The 24929-nt window shown below is 71.8% G+C and carries 17 protein-coding genes; 12 read left to right on the forward strand and 5 right to left on the reverse strand.

The window, feature by feature from the left end:
- Window positions 1–32 precede the first annotated feature (32 nt).
- Window positions 33–1577, reverse strand: coding sequence for an alpha/beta hydrolase (locus OG788_RS29455; protein ID WP_406374405.1), 1545 nt, complete (start codon window positions 1575–1577; stop codon window positions 33–35).
- 201 nt (window positions 1578–1778) lie between these two features.
- The gene (locus OG788_RS29460) at window positions 1779–4619 is read right to left on the reverse strand and encodes a YbhN family protein (protein WP_406374406.1); all 2841 of its coding nucleotides are present in this window, start codon (window positions 4617–4619) and stop codon (window positions 1779–1781) included.
- A 185-nt stretch (window positions 4620–4804) separates the two neighbouring features.
- On the opposite strand from OG788_RS29460, the gene OG788_RS29465 reads away from it, so the two are divergent.
- The 5 genes from OG788_RS29465 to nudC all read left to right on the forward strand — a co-directional run bounded on the left by OG788_RS29465 (window position 4805) and on the right by nudC (window position 15209).
- Complete coding sequence (locus tag OG788_RS29465) at window positions 4805–5170, forward strand: MGMT family protein (RefSeq protein WP_351551452.1); 366 nt, start codon at window positions 4805–4807, stop codon at window positions 5168–5170.
- A gap of 248 nt (window positions 5171–5418) precedes the next feature.
- Window positions 5419–8886, forward strand: coding sequence for an ATP-dependent helicase (locus OG788_RS29470; protein WP_406374407.1), 3468 nt, complete (start codon window positions 5419–5421; stop codon window positions 8884–8886).
- Window positions 8887–9119: 233 nt separating this feature from the next.
- Window positions 9120–12743, forward strand: coding sequence for a UvrD-helicase domain-containing protein (locus tag OG788_RS29475; protein WP_406374408.1), 3624 nt, complete (start codon window positions 9120–9122; stop codon window positions 12741–12743).
- 4 nt (window positions 12744–12747) lie between these two features.
- Window positions 12748–14166 (forward strand): dipeptidase, encoded by a 1419-nt coding sequence (locus OG788_RS29480; RefSeq protein ID WP_356757737.1) that lies wholly within the window; start codon window positions 12748–12750, stop codon window positions 14164–14166.
- A 95-nt stretch (window positions 14167–14261) separates the two neighbouring features.
- Window positions 14262–15209, forward strand: a complete 948-nt coding sequence (gene nudC, locus OG788_RS29485) for an NAD(+) diphosphatase (protein ID WP_351551464.1) — start codon at window positions 14262–14264, stop codon at window positions 15207–15209.
- A gap of 6 nt (window positions 15210–15215) precedes the next feature.
- Here the strand turns inward: nudC and OG788_RS29490 are convergent, their stop codons facing one another.
- A complete protein-coding gene (locus OG788_RS29490) occupies window positions 15216–15458 on the reverse strand; it encodes a mycoredoxin (protein ID WP_351551467.1) in 243 nt (80 codons plus the stop codon).
- A 258-nt stretch (window positions 15459–15716) separates the two neighbouring features.
- Here OG788_RS29490 and OG788_RS29495 point away from each other — a divergent pair, with 258 nt between their 5' ends.
- The 5 genes from OG788_RS29495 (at window position 15717) to OG788_RS29515 (ending at window position 19709) form a co-directional block, all read left to right on the forward strand.
- Window positions 15717–17999 carry an ATP-dependent DNA helicase UvrD2 gene (locus tag OG788_RS29495; RefSeq protein ID WP_406376880.1) on the forward strand — a complete coding sequence of 761 codons (2283 nt, stop codon included), beginning with the start codon at window positions 15717–15719 and terminating at the stop codon, window positions 17997–17999.
- A 164-nt stretch (window positions 18000–18163) separates the two neighbouring features.
- Window positions 18164–18490 (forward strand): hypothetical protein, encoded by a 327-nt coding sequence (locus OG788_RS29500; RefSeq protein WP_406374409.1) that lies wholly within the window; start codon window positions 18164–18166, stop codon window positions 18488–18490.
- A gap of 175 nt (window positions 18491–18665) precedes the next feature.
- On the forward strand, window positions 18666–19034 hold the full coding sequence (locus OG788_RS29505) for a WhiB family transcriptional regulator (protein WP_028802016.1): 369 nt from the start codon (window positions 18666–18668) through the stop codon (window positions 19032–19034).
- Window positions 19031–19354 carry a hypothetical protein gene (locus OG788_RS29510; RefSeq protein WP_351551475.1) on the forward strand — a complete coding sequence of 108 codons (324 nt, stop codon included), beginning with the start codon at window positions 19031–19033 and terminating at the stop codon, window positions 19352–19354. The genes OG788_RS29505 and OG788_RS29510 overlap by 4 nt, the downstream gene beginning before the upstream one ends.
- A 130-nt stretch (window positions 19355–19484) precedes the next feature.
- On the forward strand, window positions 19485–19709 hold the full coding sequence (locus OG788_RS29515; protein WP_351551478.1) for a hypothetical protein: 225 nt from the start codon (window positions 19485–19487) through the stop codon (window positions 19707–19709).
- Between the two features lie 79 nt (window positions 19710–19788).
- Here the strand turns inward: OG788_RS29515 and OG788_RS29520 are convergent, their stop codons facing one another.
- On the reverse strand, window positions 19789–21165 hold the full coding sequence (locus tag OG788_RS29520; RefSeq protein ID WP_406374410.1) for an ABC1 kinase family protein: 1377 nt from the start codon (window positions 21163–21165) through the stop codon (window positions 19789–19791).
- Window positions 21158–22348 carry a TOMM precursor leader peptide-binding protein gene (locus tag OG788_RS29525; RefSeq protein WP_406374411.1) on the reverse strand — a complete coding sequence of 397 codons (1191 nt, stop codon included), beginning with the start codon at window positions 22346–22348 and terminating at the stop codon, window positions 21158–21160. The genes OG788_RS29520 and OG788_RS29525 overlap by 8 nt, the downstream gene beginning before the upstream one ends.
- Before the next feature lie 217 nt (window positions 22349–22565).
- Between OG788_RS29525 and OG788_RS29530 the strand changes: the two genes are divergently transcribed.
- Together OG788_RS29530 and OG788_RS29535 are read left to right on the forward strand one after the other, a co-directional pair.
- A complete protein-coding gene (locus OG788_RS29530; RefSeq protein ID WP_406374412.1) occupies window positions 22566–23162 on the forward strand; it encodes a M48 family metallopeptidase in 597 nt (198 codons plus the stop codon).
- A gap of 124 nt (window positions 23163–23286) precedes the next feature.
- Entirely contained in the window at window positions 23287–24918 is a 1632-nt protein-coding gene (locus tag OG788_RS29535; RefSeq protein ID WP_406374413.1) for a TerD family protein, read from the forward strand.
- Window positions 24919–24929: the final 11 nt, after the last annotated feature.

Genomic DNA, 24929 nt, shown 5'->3' on the forward strand with positions numbered 1-24929 from the left:
GACCTGTGGATAACGCTCTGACCTGCAACTTTCTAGGAACAGACGGTACCGGCCGACGGCACCTTGCCCTGCAGCAGATAGCCGTTCACCGCGCCCTGCACGCACTTGTTCTTGCTGTCGTACGCTCCGTGCCCCTGGCCCTTGTACGTCAGCTCGACACCGACACCCCCGCCGAGCGCGCCCACCATCGCACGGGCGCCCTCGTACGGCGTGGCGGGGTCGCCGGTGTTGCCGACCACGAGGATCGGTGCCGATCCGGGGGCGCTGACGTCCGGGTGGTCGGCCGCTCCCGCCACGGCCCAGTCGGTGCAACTGACCATGCCCCAGGCCAGATAGTCCCCGAACAGCGGAGAGGCGGCCCGGAACTCCGGAACCTTGGACCGCACGTAGTCCGCGGTGTAACGCGGCTTGTCGTCGGCGCAGTTGATGGAGACGTTCGCCGCGGTGATGTTGCTGTACTGGCCGTTCTCGCTGCGCCCGTTCATCGAGTCCGACAGCAGCATCAGCACCCTGCCGTCGCCGTCGTACGCCTGCTGGAGTCCCTCCGTCAGGTACTCCCAGAAGTCCTTGGAGTACAGCGACTGCGCGATGCCACTGGTCGCGGCGGTCTGGGTGAGTTCGCGGGGGAAGACGCCGGGGATCGGCTTGGTCTCGAGGCCCTTCAGCAGTCCGGCGATGCGGTCCTTGACGTCCTGCGGGGTGTCGCCGATGGGGCAGTCCTCCACCTTCGAGGTGCAGTCCTCGGCGAAGTTGTCGAGCGCGAGCTGGAAGCCCTTGGCCTGTCCGAGGGAGCTCTGCTCCGGGTTCTGGGTCGGGTCGACGACCCCGTCGAAGACGGCGCGGCCCACGTTCTTGGGGAACAAGTGGGCGTAGACCCCGCCCAGTTCGGTGCCGTACGAGATGCCGAAGTAGTGCAGCTTGTCGTCGCCGAGCACTTGCCGCATCAGGTCCATGTCGCGGGCCGCGTCCGTGGTGCGCACATGGGGGAGGACCTTGCCGGAGTTCTTCTCGCACGCCCCGTTGAACGTCCGGGTGTTCTGCAGGAGCTCCTGCTGTTCGGCGGTGTCGTCCGGAGTGGCGTCCTGCTGGAAGTATTCGTCGAGCTGCCGGTCGTTCTCGCACTTCACGCCCGCGCTGCGGCCGACACCGCGCGGGTCGAAACTCACCAGGTCGTAACGCGTGCGCAGCGCGGCGTAGTCCTTTCCGAAGGCGGGCAGGGTGGTGACGCCCGAGCCGCCGGGGCCGCCGAAGTTGAAGATGAGCGAGCCGATGCGCTTGCTCGCCTCGCCGCTCGTCTTCGCCCGGATCAGCGCGAGCCCGATCGTGTCGCCCTTGGGCTCGGCCCAGTCGAGGGGCACCTTCAAGGTGGCGCACTGCCACTCCGTACCGCCCGGCAGGGGAGAGGGGGCGCTGCCTCCGCCTTCTGACTCGGACGGTGCCGGGCACTCCTTCCAGTTCAGCTTCTGCGCCGTCAGATCCTCGTCCTTGGCGTCACCGCTGCAGCCGGACACGCACGAGGTCAGCAGGACGGCGGTGGCGGTCAGGGCAGCGGCGCGCAGCTGAGGCGGGTTCGGCATGTTCCCCATCCTGCGGGCGCGCGGGGTGGGGCGCTCGGGGCACGAGCCGTGTGGGTGAGGGCGCACCGCGGGGCTCGTACCCGCCGGGCGGAGGGCAGGGATACAGCGGTCCGGCCGCGGTGGGCCGGACCGCGCTCGAGGCGGTTCTGGGCGGGTGGGCCGAGCCGCGGACTGCCCGTCCACCGGTCCTCGCGCGGACCGTCAGAGCGCGCCCTTGCGCGTCAGATGGTTGAAGAACAGCCATCCGGGCAGCACCGGAATCCACAGCGTCAGCAGCCGGTACAGCAGCACCGCGGGCGCCGCGACCTCCTTGGGGAGCCCGACGGCGATCAGGCCGACGGTGAGGGTCGCCTCGACCGCGCCGATACCACCGGGGGTCGGCGCCGCCGAACCCAGCGCGTTGCCGGCGAGGAAGACGACGGCGACGCTGGCGAGGCTGAGGGAGGTCGTCTCCTCGTTGCCGAACGCGCGGATCGACGCGTCCAGGCACATCACGAAGCAGGCGGTCAGCAGCAGCATGCCGCCGATGCCGGTGATGAGCTTCTGCGGCCGCTGCAGCACGTCGAGCATGCGCGGTACGACGCCCGCGAACAGCGACCGCACGCGCGTGGAGACGAACTTGCGCAGCAGCGGCACCGACGTCACCACGAGGACGAGTACCGCGACGGTCAGCAGACCCGCGATGACCGTACGGGACGGCGACAGGGACGGCGTCTTCTCCGTACCGGTCAGATAGCCGAAGGAGAGCAGCATCAGGATGTGACAGCCGAGCCCGAACAGCTGCGACGCGCCGACGCTCGCCACCGCGAGTCCGGGCCGCACACCGGCACGCTGCAGGAAACGCGTGTTGAGGGCGACGCCGCCGACCGCGGCGGGCGCCACGATCTTCACGAACGAACCGGCGACCTGCGCGGCCACGGTCCGAAGGAAAGGCACCCGCTCCGGTACGAAGCCCAGCAGGCTCATCGCCGCCGCGAAGTAGCTCAGCGCCGAGAACAGCACGGCCGCGGCGACCCAGCCCCATTCGGCGCTGTCGAAAAGGGTGCCGAACGGGGTGTGGGTCAGCTGCGTGAGCAGGAAGTAGGCGCCGATGGCACCGGCGATGAAACTGATCAGTGTGCGCGGCCGGATGCGCTCCAGGCGGGCCGGTTCGACGGGGGCCTGCGGTCTGATCAGCAGCACCTGGTGGCGGATCTGGGTGAGCAGATCCTCCTCGCGCGCCTCCTCCAGAGCGTCGTCGATGGCCCGCTTCTCGGCTCGCTGCTCGGCGCGTACGGCCTTCTTGCCGGGCTTCTCCGGCGCGGGCGCGGCCGCTTCCCGCGCCTCCTCGGCGCGGTCGAGCTTGGCCTGGTGCGAGGCCTCCAGCACCGCATCGCGTTCGCGCTGCGAGCGCTCCCGGGCGAGTTTGCGCAGCGTCGCGCGCGTGGAGCGGGTCAGCGCGATCGGCTGGAGCAGGGGCAGGCAGTCCGCGACCGCGTCCGGGCCGAGCACGCCGACGGCTGACGCCACCGCCCGCTCGGCGCCCACGCGCAGCCCGAGGGTGGTCACCAGCTGGGCGATGTCCATGCGCAGCAGCAGATCGCCGGCCGCGATCTCGCCGCCGCGCAGGTCGGTGAGGATCACCGTGCCGGAACGATCCACCAGAATCGCGTCGCCCGCGAGCCGGCGGTGCGCGATGCGCCGGGACTGCAGCGCCTGTACCTGGTGCCAGGTGTCGCGCAGCAGATCGTCGGTGATGAGCTCGTCGGGCAGCGAGTCGAGGGTGCGTCCGCCGGTGTGCTCGTACACGAGTATCACGGCGTCGGGGCCCAGCTCGGACGTCGCGATCAGCTTGGGCGCGTTGGCCCCGGCCGCGATGGCCGCGTACGCGAGCAGGGCTTCCTGCTCCAGGGCCTGGCGCAGTGACTGGAGACTGCGGCGCGTGGTGATGCCGCGCAGCGTCAGACGGCGCCAGACACGGTAGAAGAAGCCCTGTGCCTGCTGCTCGCGGTCGACGACCGTGACGTCCAGAGGTGGACCGTCCTCCAGAGTGACGAAATAGCGTCGGCCCCGGTCGCCGCTCTCCGCGGTCTCCGGAGCCTCTTCGCGGGCCGCGCTGACCGGGTGGAAGCCGACGTGCCGAAGGCCCGCCATCAGTGTCCGTCCGGTGGGCCGCACGTTCGGTGAGCCGACCGCGTACAGCGTCCCGTAGGCGACGGTCCAGCCGATCAGCACCGTCAGGATGATCGAGAACGGGGTCGTGTAGCCGGTCACCAGCATGGAGAAGGCGTCGAGGAGCAGGACGACCCAGAGCACCCCGCGCCAGCGCGGTCTGCGGGACATGCCGACGGCCGTCATATAGGCGATGACCGGTGCCAGATAGCCGTGCACCGGGTCGGTCAGGGCGTGGATGTCACCCGGCGACGGCTGGGTGAGCGCCTCCTGGATGGAGTCCGGGGCGCCCTTCGCGACCCAGAGGTCCGTGGCGAGTGTCACTCCGTGCGCGAGGACCGCGGCGAGGACGCCGTCGGCGATGCGCAGTCCGTCCCGCTTGATCAGTCGCTCGATGGCGAAAGCAACCGGTACGAGAAGGATCGCGATGCTGGAGGCCAGCCCCGCGATCTTGATCAGCAGGTCGGGCGCCTGCCCGGTGCCCTTGTTGATGTCCTGTTCGAGGCCCGAGGTGGTGCCGTGCGCGAACGCGGCGATGGCGAGCAGCACCACGATCGCGAGAACGCCGACCAGGAGCCGCATCAGGTCGGACGGGCGGTGCACGCGCGCGGGGAGCAGCGGTTCGTCGCCTTCGACCTCGTCGGCGTGCGCCTCGTCGGCACAGTCGGCGTCCCGCTTGGCCTGCGGCTTCTCGTCCCTGTGCGTCCAAGTCGCTGATTCGTGGGTCCTAGGAGGGGATTCCTCGCCCTCGTCGGCAGCGGTTTCGTTCGGCTCGGCGGCGGACTCGTTCGCCCCGCCGTCCGCGTCCTTCTCGTCGACGCCGGTGTCCGGGCGTGACGAGGACGCGGAGGTGCCCTCCGCGTCTTCGGGGTGCACGCCCTGCTGCCTCATGGTCTCTTCTTGATCTCGTATCACCAGTCACCGCCCGCACGATGGTGGCATGCCCGACCGACACACGGGGGCATCAGGGTGCAAATGCGGGGCGCGCAGTCCGCCCCGGGCGTCTCTCCGGGGCGGGGGATACGCACAGTCGCGGCCGCGTCACGTTGTCGGTGGGGTGGGGCAGGATGGGGCGGATGAGCGAGGAGAGCCTTCCGGCGGATGCCCTGCCGGAGTACGCGGAGCGGGTCCTTGAGGTCGCCGAGCTGATCCCGCCCGGGCGCGTCATGACGTACGGCGACGTCGCCGAATGGCTGGAAGAGGGCGGTCCGCGCCAGGTGGGCCGGGTGATGGCCCTCTACGGAGGAGCGGTTCCGTGGTGGCGTGTCATACGCGCCGACGGTGTGCTGCTCCCCGGCCACGAGCTGGACGCGCTGGCCCACTACCGCGCGGAGGGCACGCCTCTGAGGGAGGCGGGCCGGGCCTCCGAGGGGCATCTGCCACGCGTCGACATGAGACGGGCGCGATGGGACGGCGGCGAACGCGCGGAAGGTCACACCTGACAGCTTCCGGCATTCACGGGGCGGAAGGGGAAACTGGAGCCCGTACGAGGGAAACGAGGCACATCCGTGACATGCCGTACGTTCGTGATGCGGGGGACGCACGTGGCGTGAGGGATGAACCGGAAGCCCTCCTTCCGTGAACGGTACCGGCGTAGCGTCGTCGGCGCGCGTCTCCCTCATCCCGCGGTCACCGCCCTCCACGCGCGGCAGTCCGCCAACCAGTACGACCACCAGGACCGGCGAACCACGTGAGCTCCACTTCTTCCACCAGGCGCCCGACGCACCCCCCGGTGCGTCAGGGGGCCCGCGGCGCGTACCGGCTGGTGCGCACTCCGCCGGCGCAGGTGGATCCCCCTCGTCTTGACGCAGGACAGCGCGCGGTGGTTGACCACGCGAGCGGTCCCCTGCTGGTGCTCGCCGGTCCCGGTACGGGCAAGACGACCACGCTCGTCGAATCCGTGGCCGCCCGTATCGCACGCGACGGCGACCCGGAACGCATCCTGGTGCTCACGTTCAGCCGGAAAGCGGCCGTCGAACTGCGCGACCGTATGGCGCTGCGGATAGGGGCCGCCCGGGCCCCTCAGGCCACCACGTTCCACTCCTTCTGCTACGCCCTGGTCCGCGCCCACCAGGACAGCGACCTCTTCGTGGAGCCGCTGCGACTGCTGTCCGGTCCCGAGCAGGACGTGGCCGTGCGCGGGCTGCTCGCGGGCCAGCCCGACCTGGAGCGGCTGGGCCTCGCCCATGTGAGCTGGCCGGACGACCTGCGCGCCTGCCTGACCACGCGCGGCTTCGCCGACGAGGTCCGGGCGGTCCTCGCCCGCAGCCGGGAACTCGGGCTCGGCCCCGACGCCCTGGAGGCCTTCGCGCGGCGCATCGGCCGCCCGGACTGGGGCGCGGCGGCCGCCTTCCTCGCCGAGTACCTCGACGTCCTCGACATGCAGGGGGTCCTCGACTACGCGGAACTGGTCCACCGCGCGGTGCTCCTCGCCCGGCGCCCCGAGGTCTCCGCACGGCTCGCGGCGCAGTACGACGCCGTCTACGTGGACGAGTACCAGGACACCGACCCCGCTCAGGTGCGGTTGCTGCACGCCCTCGCCGGCGGCGGGCGCACCCTTGTCGCCTTCGGCGATCCCGACCAGTCGATCTACGCCTTCCGGGGCGCCGACGTGAACGGCATCCTGGACTTCCCCGACGCCTTCCCGCGCGCGAACGGCCGTCCGGCCCCGGTCGAGGTACTCCGGACGTCCCGTCGCTCGGGCGCCGCCCTGCTGGAGGCCACCCGCCGCCTCACCCAGCGCATGCCGCTGACCCGCCTGCCGGCGGAGAAGGTCCGCGCCCATCGCGAGCTGTCCCCGGTGCGGGACGGGGGACACGCCGAGGTCTACACGTACCCGACGTCCGGCACGGAGCTCGACAACATCGCGGACATCCTGCGCCGCGCCCACCTGGAGGACGGCGTTCCCTGGGGCGAGATGGCCGTCCTGGTGCGCGCCGGTTCCCGGACGATCCCCACGATCCGGCGGGCGCTCACGTCCGCGGGCGTGCCCCTCGACATCGACGGCGACGACCTGCCCCTGCGGCACGAACCCGCGGTCGCGCCGCTGCTGACGGCGCTGCGGGCGGTGGCCCGTGCCGAGTCGGGAGCGGACGGGGGGAGCGGTGCCGCCGCCGAGCCGCCTGCCGACGCGCCCGGCGAAGCTGATCCGCCGGAGGCCACCGAGGCCACCGAGGGCTTCGAGGGCTCTGAGAGCGAGGATGCGCCGGAGGCCGCCGCAGCTCCCGAGACCGCTGCAGCTCCCAAGGCTCCCGATGAGCCGGAGGCTGCCGTGCACGGCGCGTGCTGGCTCGACACCGAGACAGCGCTCACCCTCCTCGCCTCGCCGCTCGCGAGCATGGACGCCGCCGACCTGAGGCGCCTGGGACGGGCGCTGCGCGAGGAGGAGCGCGCCGGCGGAAACCTCGTACCGCCGCCGTCCGACGACCTGCTCGCCCGCGCGCTGGCCGAGCCGGAGCGGCTCGTCGCGCACGATCCGGCGTACGCCCGGGGAGCCCAGCGACTCGGCGCGCTGCTGCGCAAGGCGCGTGAGCGTCTCGCGGGTGGCGGGACGGCCGAGGAGGCCCTCTGGGACCTGTGGGAGGGCACACCGTGGCCGCAGCGCCTGGAGCGGGCCGCCCGGCGCGGCGGCGCGGCCGGGCGCAACGCCGACCGGGACCTCGACGCCGTGTGCGCGCTGTTCGCGACCGCCGGGCGCGCGGAGGAGCGCACGGGAGGCCGTGGCGCCCTGAACTTCCTGGAGGAGATCGACGCCGAGGACATCGCGGCGGACACCCTCACCCGCAGGGCCGTCCGCCCCGATGCCGTACGCCTGATGACGGCGCACCGCTCCAAGGGCCTGGAGTGGCGCCTCGTCGTCGTGGCGGGTGTCCAGGAGGGCCTGTGGCCGGACCTGCGCCGCCGCGGTTCCCTGCTGGAGGCCGACCGCATCGGGAGGGACGGGCTGGCCGAACCCCTCACGCCCGGGGCACTCCTCTCCGAAGAGCGCCGGCTGTTCTACGTGGCCGCCACGCGCGCGCGTGAACGCCTCGTCGTGACCGCCGTGAAGGCGCCCGCCGACGACGGTGACCAGCCCTCCCGCTTCCTCACCGAACTCGGCGTCGAACCCAAGGACGTGACCGGCCGGCCGCGCCGCCCCCTGTCCGTCGCCGCCCTGGTCGCCGAGCTGCGCGCCACCACGGTCGACCCGCGCGTCTCGGAGAGCCTCCGGCAGGCCGCGGCGGTCCGCCTCGCCCGGCTCGCGGCGCTCGCCGACGAGGACGGCCGCCCGCTGGTCCCCTCCGCGCACCCCTACCGCTGGTGGGGCATGTACGAGCCGACGGAGAGCAAGATCCCGCTGCGCGACCGCGACCAGCCCGTCGTGCTCTCCGGAAGCGCTCTCGATCAACTCGCCAACACCTGTGCCCTGCAGTGGTTCCTCGGACGGGAGGTGAAGGCCGACGCGCCCGCGACAGCCGCCCAGGGCTTCGGCAACGTGGTGCACGTCCTCGCCGACGAGGTCGCGTCCGGACGCACCCCGGCCGACCTGGCCGTCCTCATGGAGCGACTCGACTCCGTGTGGAACGCGCTCGCCTTCGACGCGCCCTGGAAGTCCGCGCAGGAGAAGGAGCACGCGCGCGTGGCGCTCGAACGCTTCCTGAAGTGGCACGTCATGGACCGCACCGGCCGCACGCCGGTGGCCAGCGAGCACGACTTCGACGTGACCCTCGAAGCGGGTTCCTACGAGGTACGCATCCGCGGCTCCATGGACCGCGTCGAGGCGGACTCCGAGGGCCGCGCCTACGTCGTCGACTTCAAGACCGGCAAACAGGCGCCGAGCGCCGCCGAGGTGACCCACCACCCGCAGCTCGCCGTCTATCAGCTCGCCGTCGGGGAAGGCGCGGTCGACGACGCCTTCGACGGCGTACGCCCCGAACCGGGCGGTGCCGAACTCGTCCAGCTCCGCCAGGGAGCCGCCAAGAAGAACGGCGGCGAGACCCTGCCCAAGGTGCAGGCGCAGGAGCCGCTGGAGGGCGAGTGGGTCGGCGACCTCCTGGCGAACGCCGCCGGCAAGGTCCTCGACGAACGGTTCTCGCCGACGACGGGACAGCACTGCACGCACTGCTCGTTCCAGGCGTCCTGCAGTGCCCGGCCGGAGGGACGGCAGGTCGTCGAGTGACGGGTCCCGGAGCGGGCACGGGGCGGGGCCGGTCTCCGGGGCCCTGCCGTTCTGCGGGTGCCGTGGCGTTCGCCGGGTCGCGTGACGTTCGCCGGGCAGCGCCGGTCCGGGCGGGCCGGATGGCGTGATGTCACCGACGTGACGTACGGCACCACCCGTGCTGACCAGCGGTTCTTCCGCTCCGGGAGCCGATGTGGCCACCGCTGTCAGCGGGCGCCGCTAGCCTCTGCGACATGCCCGCCCGTATCACCGACCCCGAGCAGCTCAAGGAGCTCCTCGGCATCCCGTTCACCCCGGAGCAGACGGAGTGCATCACAGCACCGCCCGCCCCGCAGGTGATCGTGGCCGGAGCCGGTTCGGGCAAGACCACGGTGATGGCGGCACGCGTGGTCTGGCTGGTCGGCACCGGACAGGTCGCCCCCGAGCAGGTCCTCGGCCTGACGTTCACCAACAAGGCGGCGGGCGAACTCGCCGAGCGCGTCGGCAAGGCGCTGGTCAAGGCGGGCGTCACCGACCCGGACGTCATCGACCCCGACAACCCGCCGGGCGAGCCGGTCATCTCCACGTACCACGCCTTCGCCGGCCGCCTGCTCACCGACCACGGCCTGCGCATCGGGCTCGAACCGACGTCCCGTCTGCTCGCCGACGCCACCCGCTACCAGCTCGCCGCCCGCGTGCTGCGCGAGGCGCCGGGTCCCTATCCGGCGCTGACCCGATCCTTCCCGGACCTGGTCGGTGACCTCCTGACCCTCGACTCCGAGCTCGCCGAACACCTCGTACGGGCAGAAGACCTGCGCGCCTACGACGCCGGACTGCTCCGCACCCTGGAGAGCGCCAGACTCACCAACGCGGACCTGCGCAAGGTCCCCGAGGCCGCCGCCGCCCGGCGTGAACTCGCCGAGCTGGTGGGCCGCTACCGCGCGGCCAAACGCGAACGCGACCTCCTCGACTTCGGCGACCAGATCGCCCTCTCCGCCACCCTGGCCCGCACCCGTCCCGAGGTCGGGGAGATTCTGCGCGACGAGTTCCGGGTCGTCCTGCTGGACGAGTACCAGGACACGTCGGTGGCCCAGCGCGTCCTGCTCGCCGGACTGTTCGGCGGCGGCACGGGGCACCCCGTGACAGCGGTGGGCGACCCCTGCCAGGCGATCTACGGCTGGCGCGGCGCCTCCGTGGCCAACCTCGACGACTTCCCCGAGCACTTCGCGCGCCCCGACGGCCGCCCCGCGACCCGCCAGTCGCTCAGTGAGAACCGCCGCAGCGGTGGCCGCCTCCTCGACCTCGCCAACGGCCTCGCGGAGCCGCTGCGCGCCATGCACGCGGGCGTGGAGGCCCTCCGGCCCGCCCCCGGAGCCGAGCGGGACGGCCTGGTGCGCTGCGCGCTGCTGCGCACCCACGCCGAGGAGATCGCCTGGCTCGCCGACTCGATCGCCCATCTCGTACGCACCGGGAAGGCACCCGCCGAGATCGCCGTCCTGTGCCGCACCGCCACCGACTTCGCCGAGATCCAGGGCGCACTCGTCGCCCGCGACATCCCCGTGGAGGTGGTGGGTCTCTCCGGTCTGCTGCACCTGCCCGAGGTGGCCGACCTCGTCGCCGTCTGCGAGGTCCTCCAGGACCCGGGGGCGAACGCCTCCCTCGTCCGGCTGCTCACCGGGCCGCGCTGGCGGATCGGCCCGCGCGATCTCGCCCTCCTCGGGCGCCGCGCCCGTCTGCTCGTGTCCCACGCGCGCGTGGGGGCCGACGACGACCCGGACCGCCGGCTCGCCGCGGCCGTCGAGGGGGTCGACCCGGCCGAGGTGATATCGCTCGCGGACGCCCTCGACACCTTCCTGGAGACGCCCATCGACGCCGCCGGGGACGACGACGGGCTGCCCTTCTCGCCGGACGCGCGCGTGCGGTTCGCCCGGCTCGCCGCCGAGCTGCGCGACCTGCGCCGCTCGCTGGCCGACCCCCTGATGGACGTCCTGCACCGCGTGCTCGCCGTCACCGGACTGGAGGTCGAGCTCTCGGCGTCCCCGCACGCCCTGGCCGCCCGCCGCCGCGAGACCCTGTCGAACTTCCTGGACGTCGCCGCGTCCTTCGCCTCCGGTGACGGCGAGGCGAGCCTGCTGGCCTTCCTCGGCTTCCTGCGCACCGCCGCGCAGTACGAGAAGGGTCTGGACAACGCCCTGCCCGGCGGCGAGAACACCGTCAAGGTGCTCACCGCGCACAAGTCCAAGGGCCTGGAATGGGACGTGGTCGCCGTCCCCGGCCTCGTCAACGGCACCTTTCCCAGCAGTCAGGGCCGCGAGAAATGGACGGCCCAGGGCAAGGTCCTGCCGCACGAGCTGCGCGGCGACGCCGACACGCTGCCCGACATCGAGGCCTGGGACGCGAGGGGCGTCAAGGCCTTCCACGAGGCGATGAAGGAGCACCAGCACACCGAGGAGCTGCGCCTCGGGTACGTCACGTTCACCCGCCCCCGCTCGCTCCTGCTCGGCTCCGGCCACTGGTGGGGCCCTTCCCAGAAGCGGCCGCGCGGTCCCTCGGCCTTCCTGCACGCCCTGTACGACCACTGCGCGGCCGGACTCGGCGAGATCGAGGTCTGGGCGGACGAACCGGCGGAGGACGAGGAGAACCCGGCCCTGCACGAGGCGGCCGCCGACCACGCCTGGCCGCTCCCGCTCGACGACACCGCCCTCGCCCGGCGCCGCGCGGCGGCGGAGACCGTACTCGCCCACCTGGAGCGGGTCGCCTCCCACGAGGAGGTCCACCCGGGAGCCCGCGGCCTCCGGCCCGCCGCCCACGACCCCGGCGCGTACGACGACCCGGAGTGGCCGCCTCCGCCGGAGGACGACGGCCCGCCCTACGACGAGGACGACCTCCCCGAAGACGTCTTCTCCGAATTCTCCGAAGGCGACCTTCCCGAGGACGCGTTCCCGGAGGGCGACCTCGCGGAGACCGCCCTCTCCGGGAGCGACGACTCCGACTGGGACTCCTGGACGACGGACCGACCGGGGGACCGCCCCGCCGATCACCGGAGCGGACGCCCGACGGTCCCGCACCAGGCCCAGGGCCCGGCCCCGGCCGGCCGGCCGCGCCCCCGGGAGACCGGGAGCGGTCGCCTCACGCCCGAAGAGGCACGCACCCTCGCCTCCTGGGACCGTGACCTGGACGCGCTGACCGGAGAGCTCCTGCGCGCCCGCGCGAGCGTCACCGACGTACCCCTGCCCGCGTCGCTCACCGCCTCCCAGCTGCTGCGCCTGGCCGACGACCCGGACGGCTTCGCACAGGAGCTCGCCCGTCCCATGCCGCGCCCCCCGCAGCCCGCCGCGCGCCGGGGCACGCGCTTCCACGCCTGGGTGGAGTCCCGCTTCGAAGAGCTGCGGCTTCCGATGCTCGAGCCCGAGGAGCTGCCGGGCGGCGAGGCGGAGATCGCCGACGAGCGGGACCTGGAGGCACTGAAGGACGCCTTCGAACGCTCTCCCTACGCGCACCGCACTCCGTACCGCGTCGAGGCCCCCTTCCAGCTCGCGATCGCCGGCAGGGTCGTCCGCGGCCGGATCGACGCCGTCTACAGGAAGGACGACGGCGACGGGACGACGTACGAGATCGTCGACTGGAAGACCAGCCACACGCGCACCGCCGACCCTCTGCAGCTCGCGCTGTACCGACTGGCCTGGGCCGAGCAGCAGGGCGTGCCGCTGGAATCCGTCACGGCCGCGTTCCTGTACGTCCGCGGCGGCGAGGTCGTACGACCGGACGGGCTCCCGGACCGCGCCGCACTGGAGCGGCTGCTCACGGAGGACCCGGCGCGCCCGCGGGACGAGGCTCCCGGCGAACCGCCGGACGAACGCGCCTCTGTGGGCGGATAGGCTCATGAACATGAGCAAGCCCGTTGACAACGCCGTCAGCACCGTCCGCGCATACATCGAGACCCACAGGGCCGCCTTCCTCGACGACCTCGCCGAGTGGCTGCGCATCCCCTCGGTCTCCGCTCAGCCCGACCACGCGGCGGACGTGGCACGCAGCGCCGACTGGCTCGCCGCCGAACTCCGGGCGACCGGCTTCCCGACCAGCGAGATCTGGCCGACCGCGGGCGCCCCGGCCGTCTTCGCCGAGTGGCCCTCCGAGGACCCCGACGCGCCCACGGTCCTCGTCTACGGGCACCACGACGTGCAGCCGGCCGCCCGCGAGGACGGCTGGGACACCGAGCCCTTCGAGCCGGTGATCCGCGGCAATCGCCTCCACGCGCGCGGGGCCGCCGACGACAAGGGCCAGGTGTTCTTCCACACACTCGGCGTCCGGGCCCACCTCGCCGCCACCGGGCGCACCACCCCGGCCGTGCATCTCAAGCTGCTGATCGAGGGCGAGGAGGAGTCCGGCTCCCCGCACTTCCGCGACCTCGTCGAACAGCACGCGGAGCGGCTCGCGGCCGACGCCGTGATCGTCTCCGACACCGGCATGTGGTCCGAGGACACTCCCACGGTCTGTACCGGCATGCGCGGCCTCGCCGAATGCGAGATCGAGCTCCACGGGCCCGACCAGGACATCCACTCCGGATCGTTCGGCGGCGCCGTGCCCAACCCGGCCACCGCGGCCGCCCGCCTGGTCGCCGCCCTGCACGACGAGCACGCGCGCGTGGCCGTCCCCGGCTTCTACGAAGGCATCACCGAGCTCACCGACCGCGAGCGCGAACTCTTCGCCGAGCTGCCCTTCGACGAGGAGCGGTGGCTGCGCACGGCCAGGTCGACCGCCACCCACGGAGAGGCAGGGCACACCACCCTCGAGCGCGTCTGGGCCCGCCCGACCGCCGAGGTCAACGGCATCGGCGGCGGCTACCAGGGCCCCGGCAGCAAGACGATCATCCCGTCCTCGGCCCTGGTGAAGCTCTCCTTCCGGCTGGTCGCCGGACAGGACCCGGACCACATCGAGAAGGCCGTACGCGCCTGGGCGGCCGAGCAGGTACCCGACGGCATCCGGCACGAGATCACGTTCGGCGCGGCCACGCGCCCGTGCCTGACGCCACTGGACCACCCCGCCCTGCAGTCCGTCGTACGTGCCATGGGCCGCGCCTTCGAGCAGCCGATCCGCTTCACCCGCGAAGGCGGCTCGGGACCGGCGGCCGACCTCCAGGAAGTCCTCGGCGCCCCGGTGCTCTTCCTGGGTATTTCCGTTCCCTCCGACGGCTGGCACGCCCCCAACGAGAAGGTCGAACTCGATCTCCTCATGAAGGGCGTCGAAACGACCGCCTACCTGTGGGGCGACCTGGCCGAGAACTGGCGCGAGACACACTGAACAAGCCGATCGAGACCCTCAAGAGCGCACCGCACGCCCGTCCCGCTGAACCGCCCGCCGAAATAACCGTTCCACCGGGGGAGTTGGAAGCACCCGTGACCACCTGGACCGACCACAGCGCCGACCGTCCCATCTCGCTCACCGCGCCGAGCGGCATCGACCGGGCCGCCCACCACCGGCTCGACGAGGCCTGGCTCGCGGCGGCGTGGAGCCACCCCACGACCCGCGCCTTCGTGGTCTCCGGCGGTCAGGTGCTCATCGACGAGACGGCCGACGGCACCACCGAACTGCTGATGACGCCCTCGTTCGAGGCCCCGCTCACCGAGGCACACCGCTATTTCCTGGGCACGGACGACGACGGGGTGAGCTATTTCGCGCTCCAGAAGGACGCGCTCCCCGGCCGCATCGACCAGTCCGCCCGCCCCGCGGGCCTGCGCGAGGCCGGTCTCCTGCTGTCCCCGCGCGACGCCGGTCTGATGGTGCACGCGGTCGCGCTGGAGAACTGGCAGCGACTGCACCGCTTCTGCTCCCGCTGCGGTGAGCGCACGGTCATCGCGGCCGCCGGTCACATCCGCCGCTGCCCCGCCTGCGGTGCCGAGCACTACCCGCGCACCGACCCGGCCGTGATCATGGCCGTCACCGACGACGAGGACCGCATCCTGCTCGGCCGCCAGGTGCACTGGCCCGAGGGCCGCTTCTCCACGCTCGCGGGCTTCGTCGAGCCCGGCGAGTCGATCGAGCAGTCCGTGCGCCGCGAGGTCTTCGAGGAGGTGGGCGTCACGGTCGGCGAGGTCGACTACGTCGCCAGCCAGCCCTGGCCGTTCCCCTCCAGCCTCATGCTGGGCTTCAGAGCCCGCGCCACCTCGTCGGAGATCGACGTCGACGGCGAGGAGATCGAGGAAGCCCGCTGGTTCTCCCGGGACGACCTGCGGGCCGCGTTCGAGTCCGGGGAGGTGCTGCCTCCCTACGGAATCTCGATCGCGGCCCGCCTGATCGAACTCTGGTACGGCAAGCCCCTGCCGACGCGGGGGCACATCGCCTGACGTCGGTCAGACGCCGATCTTCTGCTTGACCTGCGCGAGCGAAGGGTTCGTGAGCGTCGAACCGTCCGGGAAAAGAACGGTGGGGACCGTCTGGTTCCCGCCGTTCGCCTTCTCGACGAACGCCGCGGAGTGCGGGTCCTGCTCGATGTTGATCTCGTTGTACGTGATGCCCTCGCGGTCCATCTGGCTCTTGAGCCGACGGCAGTAGCCGCACCACGTGGTGCTGTACATCGTCACAGTGCCCTGCATGTCTAATGCGCTCCTTCACGGCTTCGGGTGCGTGGTCGCTGCCAGTGGAACGCAGGTCACCCGGTCACCATTCCCATGGGGGGTATCGGACGCGCCCGCCGGGACGTGACGCTCGCCGCACCGGTCCGCACCGCAGGTGCGACGGCCGCCGTGGGGGATCGCCGCGACCCCCGGGGGATGGCCGAGATGCGACCCTCGTCGCGCGCGGGCGGACGTGACGCTCGTCGCACGGAGGCATGGTGCTCGCCGCACCGAGACCTGACGCTTGCCCCATTGATACGACTGCAGACACCTCCCTGTGGACAACAGGCTCATCCGTCTCCGCCGACCTGGCAGCATGGCGGGGTGACAGCAGCAACGCACTCCACCCTCTTCCCGCAGGTTCCGGACACGGCCGACGCGGTGCTCGACGGGCTCGACCCCGAGCAGCGCGAGGTCGCCACCGCCCTGCACGGTCCGGTGTGTGTGCTCGCCGGCGCCGGTACGGGCAAGACGCGCGCGATCACCCACCGCATCGCCTACGGGGTGCGCGCGGGGATCCTCCAGCCCTCCAGCGTGCTCGCGGTCACCTTCACCAACCGGGCCGCGGGCGAGATGCGCGGCCGCCTGCGCCAGCTCGGCGCCGGAGGAGTCCAGGCCCGCACCTTCCACTCCGCCGCGCTGCGCCAGCTTCAGTACTTCTGGCCGAAAGCCGTCGGTGGCAGTCTGCCCCGGCTCGTGGACCGCAAGATCCAGCTCGTCGCGGACGCGGCGGCCGCCTGCCGTATCCGCCTCGACCGAGGGGAGCTGCGGGACGTCACCGGCGAGATCGAGTGGTCCAAGGTCACCCAGACGATCCCCGCCGACTACTTCGCGGCCGCCGCGCGGGCCGGCCGCGAAGCCCCCCGGGACCCGGCCGAGATCGCCCAGATCTACTCGGCCTACGAGGACCTCAAGCGCGACCGCGGGGTCATCGACTTCGAGGACGTCCTGCTGCTGACGGTCGCCGTCCTGCAGGACCGCCACGACATCGCCGAGCAGGTCCGCTCCCAGTACCAGCACTTCGTGGTCGACGAGTACCAGGACGTCAGCCCGCTCCAGCAGCGGCTCCTGGAGCTGTGGCTCGGCGAGCGGGACAGCCTCTGCGTGGTCGGTGACGCCAGCCAGACGATCTACTCGTTCACCGGTGCAACTCCGGACCACCTGCTCGACTTCCGCACGCGCCACCCCGGAGCCACCGTCGTCAAGCTCGTCCGCGACTACCGCTCCTCGCCCCAGGTCGTCCACCTCGCCAACGGCCTGCTCTCCCAGGCCCGCGGACGCGCCGCCGACCACCGACTGGAACTGATCTCCCAGCGTCCCCCGGGCGCCGAGCCCGTCTACGCCGAGTACACGGACGAGCCCGCCGAGGCCGAGGGCGCCGCCCGCCGCATCCGCGACCTCGTCGCCTCGGGCGTCCCCGCCGGTGAGATCGCGATCCTGTTCCGCACGAACTCCCAGTCCGAGATCTACGAGCAGGCCCTCGCCGACGCCGGTGTGCCCTACCAGCTCCGCGGCGCCGAGCGGTTCTTCGACCGCCCCGAGGTGCGCAAGGCGGGCGCGGCCCTGCGCGCCGCGGCCCGCTTCGGCGGCAACGACTCGTTGCTCGACGATGTCGTCGACCTGCCCTCGCAGGTCCGGGCGGTGCTCTCGGGCGAAGGCTGGACCAGCAAGCCCCCGGCCGGCTCCGGCGCCGTCAGAGAGCGCTGGGAATCGCTGGCCGCCCTGGTGAACCTCGCGCAGGATTTCGCGACCGCGAAGCCCGGCGCGACGCTCGGCGACCTGGTGGCCGAGCTGGACGAACGCGCGAGTGCTCAGCACGCGCCGACGGTGCAGGGCGTCACCCTCGCCTCCCTGCACTCCGCCAAGGGCCTGGAGTGGGACGTCGTCTTCCTGGTCGGTGTGGCCGAGGGCATGATGCCGATCACCTACGCAAAGACCGACGAGCAGATCGAGGAGGAACGCCGCCTCCTCTACGTCGGTGTCACCCGCGCCAGAGAGCACCTCTTCGTCTCCTGGGCCCTGTCCCGCTCGCCCGGCGGACGCGCGGGCCGACGCCCCAGCCGGTTCCTGGACGGTCTGCGTCCCGGCTCCGTCGCCACGGCGGGCCGCGGCGGTGGCGGCGCCTCGGGAGGCATCGAGCGCGGCGCCGGAAGCAGCGGCGTCACCGCCGTCCGGCGCACCGGCCGGACCCCGGCGCGCTGCCGGGTCTGCGGCCGGACGCTCACCGACGCCGGTGAGATGAAGCTGATGCGCTGCGAGGGCTGCCCCTCCGACATGGACGAGGGTCTCTACGAGCGGTTGCGGGAGTGGCGCGCGGTGCAGGCGCGGCGCAGCGGGCAGCCCGCGTTCTGCGTCTTCACCGACAAGACGCTGATGGCGATCGCGGAGACGGCGCCGGACGACGAGGGCGAGCTCGCGCGGATCCCCGGGGTCGGCGTGCGCAAACTCAACCGCTTCGGAGCCGAAGTTCTGGCCATCTGCGCAGGTGGCGAGGTCGAGGGGGACGGCGAGGGCGATTGATTCAAACTCGTCGAAAAAATAGTTTGCGCATGCCCCAGCAATCCCCATAGGTTCTTAACCACGGCAGCAGCGGCCTTCTCCAAGGCCCTGGTTCCGTGCTGTACTTAATAACCGTCGGACCGGCTCGCACCGGTCCCCCAAGACGCCGAGAGGAGGCGATTCCAGTGATCAGCATCAACACCAGCTTCATCAACACCGTGAAAATGACCGATCGCTCGGTCGTCGTCTCCACGTGCATGCTCGGCGTCTCAAACCTGGGCACCGGTCTGTCCGGCATTCCTGCCGCCCGGCCGGCGACCTCCGTGTCTCTCTCGGGTCTTCCCGTCAGTGAGCGCAATGAGCGACCGACCCAGGCACTGGAAGCGGCAGTAGTGGCAGAGGCGCATGCCTATGCCTTTGCGGCAGCCGGTGCCGGATCCCTGAAGCAGACGAAGCAGCAGCACACGATGTGGGCCTTCCGTGGGCCTGAACCCTGGAGTGATCCAGCCTGATTCTCGATCAGGCCGGCGCCTTCAGGGCCGCGGAACCCCACCCGGGATCCGCGGCCCTTCTGTTTGTTCCCGACCGGGGACAGCGGAGCGAAGGGGCCTCGGGACAAGAAAAGAACCCGGTACCAGCCGCCAACCGGCCAACCCGGCCGGCACGACCAGACGAGGAAGACGAACCGTGCAACTCGAAGCGCACGCCCCGTCCGTACCGCCTTCCGAAACGATCCCCCCGCCCGGCCTCACGGAGGACTCCACCTTGATCCCGCTCACTGCGCTCACCGCGCTCGACGACGCCATCGAGAACCTCGGCGTACCCGTCCCCTGCCGCTCCTACGACCCGGAGGTCTTCTTCGCCGAGTCGCCGGCCGACGTCGAGTACGCCAAGTCCCTCTGCCGTACCTGCCCGCTGATGGAGGCCTGCCTCGCCGGCGCCAAGGAGCGGCGTGAGCCCTGGGGCGTCTGGGGCGGCGAGCTCTTCGTCCAGGGTGTTGTCGTGGCCCGCAAGCGGCCGCGTGGCCGCCCGCGCAAGAACCCGGTTGCGGCATGAACATCCGAGGAACGATCGACCGCCCCCTGACGCACGACCCCAAGAAGCAGGCCCCGATGAAGCCGTCCACGAGCGAGCCCGCAGGTTCCGCGACCCCAGACTTCACCCCCACCGACGCGAACGACTCGCGTCAGAACAGGACCCGAGAGATGCAACTCATCCCAGAAGCCTTGGCTCGTGCCCATATGCACGAGCGACTGCACCAGGCCGAGCAGGAACGCCGGGCCGTGCGCCTGGCGACCGCTCGCCGCATGCAGCGCAGGGCCGAGCGCGCTTCGATGCGAGCCCGGCGCGCGCTGGCCATGGCGGTCATGCAGTAGTCGACGCACGTCGTCTCAGCAGCCGCAGCAGTCGCAGACATGAAATCCCGCGGGGGTCGGTCCGTTCGGACCGGCCCCCGCGGTGCGTTGCGCCGGGCGAACCGCCGATCGCGGCGATATCGTCGCCCGAGTGACGAGTCTTCCCGAAGACAGTGACAGCACCGGTTCCTCACCGCGGTCCGACGCGGGAGAAGCCCAGAAGATCGTGTGCGCCCACTGCGGCACGACGGCCGACGGCCCCCTGCCGACCTGGACCTGCTCCGTCGAGAACGGCACCCGTCGCTACTTCTGCGACAACTGCGCCCGCAGCAACCTCAGAGCGATCGAGGGCCGTCTCGACTCGGCCTGGTGGTAGACGCGCCCCGAGGGAGCAGGGTCCGCCGGCGATCCGGTGCGACAACTGCCCGCCCGTGGGCCGCGCCCGAGGCGTGAGCTCACGCCTCGGCGGCCGCCACCTCTTCGTCCAGCTCCTCGTCCTCAAGCTCCTCCTCCGGCACGAACCCCGGCAGCCACTCCTCCAGTTCGTCGCGCAGGCGGACCGTCGCACCGAGCTGGCACAGCACACCGATGGTGCTGAGGGTCACACGGTGTATGAGGAGGTACGCCGGCGGCAGATTCAACTGCCGGCCCAACTGGTGGGCGGGGGAGCGAGGGTCGGCGATGCGGGCGGCCTGGCTGCGCATCCAGCCACGGGTGAAGGTGAACTCGTCCGCCTGGGCCGGTTCGATGATCGGCAGCAGGTAGTCCAGGACCGCGTCGGGTTCGAGCTCTATCGACTCCTTGACGAAGCCTTCCTCGCAGAGCAGTTCGTAGACCGACTCGGCGTCACCGTCCAGGGTCATGCGGAGGGAATCGCCGATCGGCTGGGGCAGGCCGCCGGGAAGCCGGTCCACCGTGCCGAAGTCCAGGACCCCCAGGCGCCAGCCGCTCTTGCCGTCCGGCAGGAGACGGAAGTTGCCCGGGTGCGGATCCGCGTGCAGCAGGCCGGTGCGGGCGGGGCCGGAGAAGAGGAACCGGGCCAGCAGTTGGCCGGCGCGGTTCCGCTGCTCCTGCGTGCCGTCGGTGATCACCTCCGACAGCGGCACCCCGTCGATCCACTCGGTCACCAGGACCTGCTCGCACTGGTGGACCACCGCCGGCACCATGACGTCCGGATCGTCCGCGAACTCCTCGGCGTGCGCCGCCTGGGCCTGCGCCTCCAGGTCGTAGTCGAGTTCCTCCGAGACCCGGTCGCGCAGCTCCGTGATGAGCGGCTTGATGTCCATTCCGGGGATCAGGGGACCGAGGAGCCGGGCGAACCGGCCGAGTTGGGTCAGATCGGAGAGGAGAGCCTCGCCCGCCCCCGGATACTGCACCTTGACGGCGACTTCACGCCCGTCGTGCCACACCGCCCGGTGCACCTGACCGATCGAGGCCGCTGCGGACGGCTTGTCCTCGAACTCCGTGAACAGCTCGGTCCAGTCCGCGCCGAGCCTCTCCTCCAGCACGGAGTGGACCGTGCTGGTCGGCATGGGGGGAGCGGCGTCCTGGAGCTTCGTCAGCGCCGCCCGATAGGGGCCCGCGACCTCCTCCGGCAGTGCCGACTCGAAGACGGACATCGCCTGCCCGAACTTCATCGCACCGCCCTTCAGCTCCCCGAGCACCTTGAAGAGCTGCTCGGCCGTCCGCTGCTGAAGCTCGCGGCCCACGATCTCGGCTGACATCCCGCCGATCCGCTTCCCGAGTCCCCAGGTCGCACGCCCGGCGAAGCCGAGCGGTAGCGCGGCCAGTTTGGCAGTACGGGTGACTGCCTTCCGGGGAAGATCAGACATGCGCCCTCCAAGTCCCAGCAAGCCGTGTCGCGTGCGGCTGTTGCCCCGCCATTGTCTCGTGCCCTTCGCCGTCCTCGGGGGTCCGCTCCCCTTTTGTTTTCTCCGCCGTCCCGCAGGGACAGCCGGGATGCGCCCGGACCGGCTTCGCGTGCCAGTCGCATCCGGGCAGCGAGGCCTCCCAACGGGCCCCCGCGCTGGAGGGCTGATCTCCGTCCAGGAAGGCGAGCGCGTGGCTCGCGGCGAGTGCGGCGACCGCCGAGGCCAGGGCGAGATCGCATGCGGCCACTCGGCGCTGCTGCCCTGAGCGCCACTGCGCGACCAGACGTGGCCAGGTCGGATCCCGGTCGGTGCGCTGCTGGTCCAGACAGCCGGCGCAGCCGGTGTCGCCCGGCAGCACCAAGGGGCCCACGATCCCGGTCGCCTCGACCACGCCCGCGTAGAGGTGGGGTGTCCCCGAGGTGATCAGGCTCTCGGCCGACACCGGGTCCGGCGCGTGGACGCCGAGGCCGTCCCGGGGAGTGATGACCACCAGGGACAGTCCGCGGGTCTCCTCGTCCTCCCTCTCCTTGGAGGAGGCCCGGGGCGGACGGTCCGGGGCCGCTCGGCGCACCGCCCGCCGCGCGGCGTCCTCCCTGCGCTCACCGATGGACTCGACGGGAAGGCCGCCCGGCGCCACGTCCCACGGCTCGACGCGGCCGAGGTCACGCACCTCGACCTCGCCCACACCGGCGCCCGCGAGCAGCGCTGCCAGGACGGCCCCCACCCGGCCGGCGCCCCGCACCTGCACGCGCAGACAGCGGCGGGCGGCCAGACGCTCGACGGCCCCGCCCGGCCGGCGAGCGACGAGGGAGAGGGAGGCGAGGTCGGACCGCAGCCGGTCCATGACCTCCTGCTTCTCACGCAACGCGTCCGCGGCCGGGCCGCCTCCGGTCGCGTCGTCCAGCAGACCCGACCGGGCCAGCCGGTCCACCAGTCCGTCGACATGGCCGTCCGGCAGGCCCATCTCGCGGCCCTGCTCGCGCAGCAGCGGCATTCCGCGTGTCCCGTCGAGCAGCTCGAGGAAGCTGCCTGTCGCCGTGTCCATCGGGCCCAGCACCATCGCGTGCGCCGGTGCCATTCCGAACTGCACGGTGTTGAGATCCCGCCAGCCGCGCCGCAGCGCGGGCTTCACGATCGGATGCATGACCTACCCCCGTAGACCGTAGAACGTCCCCGTATGTCCGCGGTACGACTGCCGCACGGCGGACCGATCGCCAGCATGCCCGTCCGCGTCGAGCCCCGCCGAAAGTTGTCCACAGGCGGCACCGTTCGTCGTACAAATCAAACGCGCGGAGTGCGGATCGGCATCGAACCGTCCCGGGGGCGGGACTTCCCCCATGTGCAGCGGGTAACGTCGGGGCGTGCCCGCCGACCCACTGCACAGCGCCGCAAAATCCAAGCGCAGCACGACGAGCCCGCCGCCGAGCGGTTCGGGGGCGAGCGCGATCGAGGTCCGCAGGAGCGCCCGACGGCGCAGAACAGTCTCCGCGTACCGCGAGGGCGATCGCACCGTCGTGCTCATCCCCGCCCGCATGTCCGAGGCGGAGGAGCAGCGCTGGGTGACCGTCATGCTCGACAAACTGGCCGCCCAGGAAAGCAAACGGGTGCTCGGCGACACCGAGCTGGCCGAGCGAGCCGAGCGGCTGTCGGCCCAGTACTTCGAGGGCCGCGCCCGGCCCTCGTCGGTGCGCTGGGTCACCAACCAGAACACCCGCTGGGGCTCGTGCACCCCGTCCGAGGGCAGCATCCGTCTGTCGCACCGGCTGCAGGGCATGCCCGAGTACGTCGTCGACTACGTCCTTCTCCACGAGCTCGCCCACCTGCTCGTCCCCGGGCACGGGCCGCGTTTCTGGCGGCTCCTGGAGGCCTATCCGCGTACCGAACGGGCGCGCGGATATCTCGAAGGCGTCGTCGCCGCCGACCGGCTGCCCCACCTCCCGGCCACGCGCGACGAGTAGGGGCGGGCCCGCCCCGCCGCGGGCGCGATTGTGTACCGGGTCTGTACCGGCTTCGTCCACTTCCGGACTTTGCCGTTAGCCTGACGCGACGCACTCGCATCGGGATGGGGGACGGTCGTTACGCATGGCCAGGGAATTCCAACGCGGCCACAAGGCCAAGATCAGTGACCTCACCGCGGGCACAGATCTGTACGTAGGTGTGCAGATCACCGGCCCCGGGCTGACCTTCGACATCAGTTGCTTCGGGCTGGACGCCGACGAACGGCTGTCGGACGACCGGTACTTCGTCTTCTTCAACCAGCCGAAGTCCCCCGAGGAGTCCATTCAGCTGCTCGGCGCACAGTCGGGTGACACGGAGTCCTTCCGGGTCACCCTCGACCGGATTCCGGCGCAGATCCAGAAGCTGTCCTTCACGGCGACGCTCGACGGTGCCGGACAGATGTCGCAGATCGCCCCCGGATACCTCCGTGTCGTCGCGGGCGGCGAGGAGGTGGCCCGCTACGCCTTCAGCGGCGCGGAGTTCTCCACCGAACGTGCCGTGATGCTGGGCGACTTCTACCTCAAGGACGTCTGGCGGTTCGCCGCCGTGGGGCAGGGCTTCGACGGCGGCCTCGACGCGCTGCTGCAGAACTTCGGCGGCGAGGTCGCCGAGGAGGAGCCCGCGGCTCCGCAGCCGCAGTCCGGCGCGGCTCCGTCCTTCGCGCCGCCGGCCCAGGCCACCGCGCCGCCCACGTTCGGCGCTCCGGCGGTACCAGCCCCGGCCCCCGCCGCCCAGGGCTTCGCGCCGCCGCCCGGTGCCACTTCGCCCGCTCACGCGCCCTCCGTGCACGCCGCTCCCACCATCGTGGGGCCGCTGCACACCCCGCCGGGCGGTATTGTTCCGCCGCCGGGCCCCGCGCCGTACGCGCAGCCGCCCGGCCCGCCCGGCCCGCCCGGTCCGCCGCCCGGCCAGACGGCTCCGATGCCGCCCGGATACGGGCAGCAGGCGCCGACGGCACCCCCCGGATACGGGCAGCAGCCGCAGTTCGGGCAGGTCCCGGGCCAGCCCGGTGCCCCCTCCCCGTACGGCGCGCCCCAGGGTGCGCCGCAGGGCGGGGCCGGTGTGGCCGCCGCGCTCGGTGCTTTCAAGGAGACGCCCACCGGTCAGCGGTGGACTCCGCAGAACAAGAAGCTCATCCGCGTCGATCTCGGCATCGGCGGTCAGCCCGTGCTGGCCCGTCAGGGCAGCATGGTGCTGTACCAGGGCAAGGTCGACTTCAGCTACAAGGGCGCCGGGTTCGCCGGCCGGATCGTGGGCAACGCGACCGGCCAGGAGATGCAGCTGATGCGCTGTACCGGTCAGGGCCAGGTGTTCTTCGCCGAGAACGCCACCCATGTGCACCCGATCGAACTCCAGGGGGACGCGATCTGTGTCTCTGCGGAGAACGTCCTCGCCTTCGACGAGTCCCTCCAGTACGAGGTCCGCCGCATCGAGGGGCACGGCATCCCCGGGGGCGCGCTGTTCACGATGCAGTTCCAGGGGACCGGCACCATCGTCGTCAAGACGCACGGCGCTCCGGTCGTGCTTCCGGTGACACCCACGACGTTCGCCGACTGCAACGCCGTCGTCGCCTGGTCCGCCGCCGCGCAGGTGATCGTCTCCAGCCAGGTGAGGATGCGCCGGAACGCCTACGCCGGCGACACCGGCGAGAGCGTGAACCTCCAGTTCCGTGCCGCGCCGGGCAATTTCGTCGTCGTCCAGCCGTACGAGGTCTGAGGGAGCCCGTC

This window comes from Streptomyces sp. NBC_00647, from assembly GCF_045207245.1.
In the GTDB taxonomy this organism is placed as follows: Bacteria; Actinomycetota; Actinomycetes; order Streptomycetales; family Streptomycetaceae; genus Streptomyces.

Bases quoted from the DNA above. Each gene is read 5' to 3' on its own strand.
- OG788_RS29535 (WP_406374413.1), top strand. From the start codon at position 23,287: ATGGCCAGGGAATTCCAACGCGGCCACAAGGCCAAGATCAGTGACCTC.
- OG788_RS29490 (WP_351551467.1), bottom strand. From the start codon at position 15,458: ATGCAGGGCACTGTGACGATGTACAGCACCACGTGGTGCGGCTACTGC.
- OG788_RS29455 (WP_406374405.1), bottom strand. From the start codon at position 1,577: ATGCCGAACCCGCCTCAGCTGCGCGCCGCTGCCCTGACCGCCACCGCC.
- OG788_RS29510 (WP_351551475.1), top strand. From the start codon at position 19,031: ATGAACATCCGAGGAACGATCGACCGCCCCCTGACGCACGACCCCAAG.
- OG788_RS29480 (WP_356757737.1), top strand. From the start codon at position 12,748: ATGAACATGAGCAAGCCCGTTGACAACGCCGTCAGCACCGTCCGCGCA.
- OG788_RS29460 (WP_406374406.1), bottom strand. From the start codon at position 4,619: ATGAGGCAGCAGGGCGTGCACCCCGAAGACGCGGAGGGCACCTCCGCG.
- OG788_RS29525 (WP_406374411.1), bottom strand. From the start codon at position 22,348: ATGCATCCGATCGTGAAGCCCGCGCTGCGGCGCGGCTGGCGGGATCTC.
- OG788_RS29475 (WP_406374408.1), top strand. From the start codon at position 9,120: ATGCCCGCCCGTATCACCGACCCCGAGCAGCTCAAGGAGCTCCTCGGC.
- OG788_RS29465 (WP_351551452.1), top strand. From the start codon at position 4,805: ATGAGCGAGGAGAGCCTTCCGGCGGATGCCCTGCCGGAGTACGCGGAG.
- OG788_RS29520 (WP_406374410.1), bottom strand. From the start codon at position 21,165: ATGTCTGATCTTCCCCGGAAGGCAGTCACCCGTACTGCCAAACTGGCC.